At 69.3% G+C, this 6,912-nt stretch carries 4 protein-coding genes; all 4 read right to left on the bottom strand.

Annotation, left to right across the window (positions count from 1 at the left end):
* Positions 1-7 precede the first annotated feature (7 nt).
* Entirely contained in the window at positions 8-1,729 is a 1,722-nt protein-coding gene (locus tag ACFTZL_RS38345) for an LCP family protein (RefSeq protein ID WP_382593099.1), read from the bottom strand.
* A gap of 92 nt (positions 1,730-1,821) precedes the next feature.
* Complete coding sequence (locus tag ACFTZL_RS38340; protein WP_382593096.1) at positions 1,822-3,558, bottom strand: LCP family protein; 1,737 nt, start codon at positions 3,556-3,558, stop codon at positions 1,822-1,824.
* A 186-nt stretch (positions 3,559-3,744) separates the two neighbouring features.
* Positions 3,745-5,367 (bottom strand): LCP family protein, encoded by a 1,623-nt coding sequence (locus tag ACFTZL_RS38335; protein WP_382593093.1) that lies wholly within the window; start codon positions 5,365-5,367, stop codon positions 3,745-3,747.
* A 74-nt stretch (positions 5,368-5,441) separates the two neighbouring features.
* The coding region (locus ACFTZL_RS38330) for an LCP family protein (RefSeq protein ID WP_382593090.1) at positions 5,442-6,912 on the bottom strand (1,471 nt) is incomplete at its 5' end.

Here is a 6,912-nt window from a genome sequence, read left to right as displayed (position 1 = left end):
TCGCCGTTCAGTCCCAGGTGAACGCCGGGTTCACGTGCATGCAGGCCTTGTCGTCGGCGCCGTTGAGCGCCTCGGCCGACTTCGGGGTCCTGTCGTTCTCCTCGGGCGCCTTGTAGGCCGTGCCTTCCCGCCAGTCGGCGCCCACGACGAGGGTGATGCCGGAGACGTCGGTGGACCGCTTCACCGAACTCGCCGGGATGCCCAGGGCCTTGGCGAGACGCTGGGCGTCGCCCTCCAGGTCGGTGCTCGGGTAGCGGACGACGGTCCGGTCCTCGCTCCATGAGCCGGTGGTGTCGGCCACGGCCTGGGTGAAGCCCTCCTCCTTCAGCACGCCGGCCACCGTGCCGGCGCGTCCGCGGGCCGGGGCCAGGGTGTCGGTGCGGGTGCCGTTGCGGACCTGGACCGGGATCTCGTCGTCGGGCGCGGCCGGGTCGGCGGAGGCCTTCTCCGCGGCCGGCTTCTTCGCCTTGTCCTTGCCGTCCAGGGCGATGTCCTCCCGCACCAGCCGGAACAGTTGCTCGGCGTCCTCCGTGGGCTCGACGCGGGCGCCGACGTAGCGGTTGGGCATCGTGGTCATGGTGATGCGCTTCGGCTCCACCTTGCGCAGCTCGTCGCTGAGGTCGTAGAGCTTCTTGACGGTGTCGAGGCCCGGGTCGACCGTCATGGCCCGGGTGGCCTCCTCGGCCAGTCTGCGGAGCTTGTTCGGGCTGCTCAGGGTCATGTTGTCCCGAAGCTGGCGGACCATCGAGTTCATGTACATGTGCTGGGCCTTGGCGCGGGCGAGGTCGCTGCCGTCCTCGAAGCCGTAGCGGGTGCGCAGCCACTGCAGGGCCTGCTCGCCCTGGATGTACGAGGTGCCCTTCTCCAGTTTCAGGCCCGAGCCCTTGCCGTCGGAGGTGCGGGAGTGGATGTTGGCGTCGACGCACACGGGGACGCCCCCGACGGCGTCGGCCATCGACACCACGCCCGCGAAGTCGACCATGATGAAGTGGTCGATGTGGATGCCGGTGAGCTCCTGCCAGGTGGCCACGGCGCAGCCCGGACCTCCGTGTCCGAGGCTCTGGTTGGTCATCGTCCGCCCCTGGGTCGCCTGGTACACCTTCCCGTCGTCCGGGTCGGTGCACTTCGGGATCTTCACCAGGGTGTCGCGGGGCATGCTGATGACCGACATGTCGGTGCGGTCGGCGGACAGGTGCAGCAGCATCTGGACGTCCGCGAGGGGCGTGGCGCCGAACGTCTCGCGGGCGCCGCCGAGTTTCTGGTTCTCCTTGCTGTCCCGCGCGTCGGAGCCGATGAGCAGGATGTTCAGCGGGGTCTGCCCGGCGGCGTTGGGCGTCGGAGCGGCGACCTTGCTGTCGCCGAGGTTCAGGGCGTCCTTCTTGATGTTGCCGTTCAGATGCCGGTAGTAGAGGTAGCCGGCCGAGGCCGTCCCGAGTATCAGCACGGCCAGCACGAGAGCGGACCACTTCAACACCCGCCGCCTGCGCGGCGCCCGGCCCTCACGCGGCCGACCGCTTCCCCCGGCGTCGCCTCCGGCCCCACCGTCGCGGCCGGGCGTACTCGCGCTCCCCGCCGGCAGGCCCTCGGCGTCGGGTGTATCCGCGTCTTCTGCCGACGTGCCGTCGTCCTCGGGCGACGGACCGCCCGGCGTCGGCTCCTCCTCGCCCGGGTCCGGTTCGTGGCGGACGCTCTGCCGCTTACCGTCCTCCCGCACACCGCTCTGCGTCACTTCCCCGGTCCTCTCCGCCCCCCGGCGCATGCAGCAGGCCCGCCCTGCCTCCTGTTAGACGCACGACGGGCCTGTCAGTTGCCCTCAACGGGTCAACTCGCGCACTTCACCTTGTCCGCGGTGGACTTCTCCACGTCCGCCGTCTCGACCGGGGCGTTGAGCTTCACGCCGGCGCCCTTGAAGTCCTTGCCGAGGGTCAGGGTCATCGCGGGCACGCCCTGGGAGTTGTTCACGCTCTCGCCGGGCTTCAGCGCGGAACCGGACAGCCCCATGATGTCGGCGAGCCGTCGGGCCTGGTCGGCCTGGTCGGGGGCGTACTCGAGGGTCGTCCTCGCCAGCTCGGCGGGCGCGTTGCCGGCGTTCTCCGACTTGGTCACGCCCTCCTCGACCTGGAGGTACTGGAGGGTCTTCTGCGCGCTTCCGGCGACGGCACCGCCGTTCGTGATCCGCACCCGCACCTCGGAGGCCGCGGCCTTGGTGCCCTTCAACCGGGCGGCCCGGGCGTCCTTCTCCTTCTTCTCCTGCTGCTTGACCTCGGTGAACGAGACGTCGTTCTGGATCATGTCGAACACCTGCGGAGCCTTGGACCCGTCGAGGACGACCGTCGCCTTCACCCGCTCCGCCGGGTTGTCCACCACCGGCACCGTCGTGAAGCTGATGTTCTTCGTCGGCACCTTCTTCAGCTCGAGGGCGACGTCCTTGAGCGTGCTGACCTTGCCGATCGCCTGGTCCACGGTCAGCGCCTTCGTCGCGGCCTCGGCCAGGTTCAGCAGCTTCGAGGGACTCGTGAGGGTGTCGCTCGAGGCCATCTTGCGCATCAGCGAGCCCAGGAACTGCTGCTGCACCTTGATGCGGTCGAGGTCGCCGCTGTTGCCGAAGCTCTTGCGCGTACGGACGAACGCGAGGGCCTGCTCGCCCTCGACCGTCGACTCGCCCGCGGGCAGGACGAGTTTGGACTGCTTGTCGTTGACCGGCTTCTCCACACACACGTCGACCCCCTCCACCGCCGTGGTCAGCGTCTTCACCGCGTTGAAGTCGGCCATCATGAAGTGGTCGACGGAGATGCCGGTGTTCTCCTTCACCGTGCGCATCGTGCAGCCCGGGTCCCGACCGCCCTCCCCGAGGCTCCGGTTGAAGCGGACACCCTGATTGCCCGGCACGACCTTCTCCGAGCCGTCCTCCAGTTTCGTCGGGCAGTCGGGGATGTTCACGATCAGGTCGCGCGGGATGCTCAGCGCGGTCGCGTTGGAGCGGTCCTTCGCGACGTGCAGCAGGATCGTGGTGTCGGCGTGCCCGGAACTGCCCTTGTCGCCATAGCCCCCGTTGCCCTCGCCGGTGCGCTTGTCCGTACCGATGATGAGGACGCTGAAGGCCTCGTCCTTGCTGAAGTTGCTGGCACCCGCGCTGCCGACGTCGGTCGTCGTGACGTTGCCCTCCAGGTGCTGGAGGTAGAAGTAGCCGGCCGCACTGACCCCGACCAGGACGAACGCCATCGTGCCGCCGGTCCACAGCAGCGCCCTCTTCGCCTTGTTCGGCTTCTGCTGCACCGGCCGGCGCCCACCGCGGCGCCCCGGCGGCGGCTCCTCGGGAGCACCGCGCCGCCTGCGCTGCGGCGGCACCCCGGTACGGGTCGCGCCCTCACGGGGAGCTGCCCCACGGGGAGCGGCCGAACGTGCGGCGGTCGAACGTGCGGTGGCTGTACGGGGAGCCGTCCGCGATTGCGCTGCGGATGGATTCAGTCGCAGTTCGTATTCGCCGGTGTTCGGATTGAGTACCCACTGGTCTGCGGGGTCCATCTGATCCCCCCGCCCACGGCGTTGCGCGTCCACGGTTGTCCGATTCCTCCGTCGGGGCACGCGGCGCCTTCTCCCCCCGGAAGGCGCGCGGGTACTTGGTCATCACAGAAGCACTGGATCGCTCACACTATCCGCCCAGTTGAACGCCGGTGTGCGCTGAATGACAAATTCAACGTCCCTACATTTGGGCAATCCGGCCCAATTCCGTGCGGGGAATCTCTACCAGCGGTAGGGCGCGTACACATCCATGCACTTACCGGCGTCCGAGCCGTTGAGTGCGTCCGCGTCACCGGGCAGGTCCGAGGCCTTCGGCGCGGGCTGCTTCGGATAGGCCGTACCCGTACGCCAGTCGGCGCCCACGACGACCGTGACACCGGATACGCCGGTGGAGAGCCGCACCGAACTCCGCGGAATGCCCAGTGACTTGGCGACGCGCTGGGCATCGCCCTCCAACTCGGCGCTCGGATAGCGCACGACGGTCCGCTCCTCGGCCAGCGCGCCCGAGGTGTCCGCGGCGGCCTTCGTGAAGCCCTTCCCCACGAGCGACTGGGTGATGGTGCCCGCGCGTCCGCTCACCGGGCCGAGGGTGCTGGAGCGCGTGGCGTTCTGCACCAGGACGCCGATCTCGCCGTCCGCCGCGGCCGGATCCCGGGACGCCTTCTCGTCCTTCTCCGTCTTCTTCGCGCCCGGCTTCCCGCCCTTGCCGTCGAACGGCACGTCGTCGCGGATCATCTCCCACACCCGGTCGGCGTCGGTGCCGGCCGGGATCAGGTGGTTGGCGTCCTCCGGGTCCGCGGCCGTGGGCAGCGTCGTCATGGTGATGCGGTCCGTCGGCACCGTCTTGAGCTGCGCGCCCAGGTCGTACAGCTTCTTGACCGTGCCGATCTCCTCGGACACGTGCAGCGACTTGGTGGCCGCCTCGGCCAGGTCCGTCAGCCGGCCGGTGTCGGTGAAGACGTTCTGCGACTTGAGCGTGCGGATCATCGAGTTCATGTACATGTGCTGCGCCCTGGCCCGCAGCGGGTCGCTGCCCCAGGCGTGGCGGGTGCGCAGCCACTGCAGGGCCTGCTCGCCCTGGACCTTAGTCCGGCCGGCCTCCAGCTTCAGGCCGGAGCCGCCGGGCACACGGGGCAGCGGGCGGTCCCACACGTTCTGCTCGACGCACACCTCGACCCCGCCGATGGCGTCCGCCATCTTCACCACGCCCGCGAAGTCGATCGTCATCCAGTGGTCGATGTAGACCCCGGTGAGGTTCTCCCAGGTCGCCAGCGTGCAGCCCGCTCCGCCCCGGGCCAGCGAGGCGTTGATGATCGTGTTGATCTGCGGGTACGTCCGACCGGACTTCGGGTCCGTGCACTTGGGTATGTCGACCCGGGTGTCGCGCGGAATGCTCACCACGGAGGCGCTCTCGCGGTCCGCGGCCAGGTGGATGAGCATCTGCACATCGCCCCGCGGCGGAGTGCCGCGGTCCTTCCTGGCGCCGCCCAGCTTCACGTTCTCGTCGGAGTTACGGCTGTCGGAGCCGATCAGCAGGATGTTCAGGGGCGTCTGCCCGGCCGCGTTCGGAGCGGCCCGCCTCGCCTTGGAGTCGCCGCTGCTGCGCTGGCCCTTCTCGATGTTGCCGTTCAGGTGCTCGTAGTAGAGGTAGCCGGCGCCGGCGGTCCCGAGGACCAGCATGGAGAGAGTCGTCGCCGACCAGCGCAGGACGCGGCGTCCGCGGCGGCGCCGACGGTCCCTCCGGCCGCCCCCGCCGCCCGGCCCGGTGGATCCGCCCGGGGCCGGCTCACGCGGGACGGCACCCGGTTTCGTCCCCTCCCCATACACACCACTGCTCCGCGCCATCTGCTTCCCCCACCCCCGTGTCACCGGACAAGGCCTGCCGTACGCCCTGTGAGACGTACGCCAGGCCCCTCAGGTCACTCGGCGCACTCGACCTTGTCCGCCGTGGACTTGTCCACGTCCGCCGGCGCCTTGGTCGGAGTGGTCTGGGAAGAGCCCGCGCCCTTGAAGTCCTTGCCGAGGGTCAGGGTCATCGCGGGTACGCCCTGGGCGTTCTCCACGCTCTCGCCGGGCTTCAGCGCGGACCCGGGCAGGCCCATGATGTCGGCGAGGCGTCGGGCCTGGTCGGCCTGGTCGGGGGCGTACTCGAGGGTCGTCTTCGCCAGCTCGGCGGGCGCGTTGCCGGCGTTCTCCGACTTGGTCACGCCCTCCTCGACCTGCAGCCAGCTCAGCGTCTCCTGGGCGCTGCCGGCGACGGCACCGCCGTTCGTGATCCGCACCCGCACCTCGGAGGCCGCGGCCTTGGTGCCCTTGAGCCGCGCGGCCACCGCGGCGGCTTCCTTCTTCTTCTTTTCCTTGACCGCGGTGAAGGAGACGTCGTTCTTGATCATGTCGAAGACCTGCGGGGCCGACGACTCGTTGAGGACGACCGTGGTCGGGACCTTCTCCGCCGGGTTGTCGATCACCGGGGTCGTGGCGAACGTCAGGTTCTTGGTGTTGAGCTTGCCCAGCTCGAGACCGAGGTCCTTCAGCTTGCCGATGCTGGAAAGCTGCGAGTCGACGGTCAGCGCCTTCGTGCCCGCCTCGGCCAGATCGAGCATCTTCGAGGGGCTGGTGAGCGTGTCGTTGTCCTTCAGCTTGCGCATCAGCGCGCTCAGGAACTGCTGCTGGAGCCCGATCCGGCTCAGGTCGCCGCCGAAGCCGACCGAGTGCCGGGTGCGCACGAAGGCCAGCGCCTGCTCGCCCTCGATCGTGTGGTTGCCCTTCGACAGCTTGAGGTGCGAGTCCGGGTCGTCGATGTCCTTGCCCAGACAGACCTCGACCCCGCCGACCGCGCTGGTCAGCGTCTTGACCGCGTTGAAGTCGGCGACCATGAAGTTGTCCGGCTTGACCCCGGTCAGCTCCGTCACGGTCCGCATGGTGCAGCTCGGGGTCCGGTCGTCCTGGCCGAGGCTGGTGTTGAAGCGGGTCTTCGGCGTGCCCGGGATGACCTTCTGCGACCCGTCCTCCTGCGTGGTCGGGCAGTCCGGGATGTCGACGATCAGGTCACGGGGGATGCTCAGCGCGGTCGCGTTCGAACGGTCCTTGGAGACATGCAGCAGGATCGTGGTGTCGGCGTGCCCGACACTGCCCGCGTCGCCGTACTTCTCGTTGCCCGCGCCGGTGCGCTTGTCGGTGCCGATCAGCAGGATGTTGATGGCCTTGTCCTTCTCGAAGCCACCGGTGCTCGCGCCGTCGTCGGAGACCGACGCGATGTTGTTGTTCAGGTGCTCGATGTAGAAGTACGCGGCACCCGCCCCGGCGACCAGCACGAACGCCATCACGCCGCCGGTCCACAGCAGGACCTTCTTGCCCTTCGCGGCCTTCTTGGCGGGGCGGCGCCCGCGC

This window comes from Streptomyces sp. NPDC056948 (assembly GCF_042674225.1).
Classification (GTDB): Bacteria; Actinomycetota; Actinomycetes; order Streptomycetales; family Streptomycetaceae; genus Streptomyces; species Streptomyces purpurascens.
The sequence above is the reverse complement of the archived record's forward strand: the minus strand, read 5'-3'. Positions and strand labels throughout refer to the sequence as shown.

Excerpts from the sequence above, each read along its gene's own strand:
- ACFTZL_RS38335 (WP_382593093.1), bottom strand. The coding sequence starts at position 5,367 with ATGGCGCGGAGCAGTGGTGTGTATGGGGAGGGGACGAAACCGGGTGCC.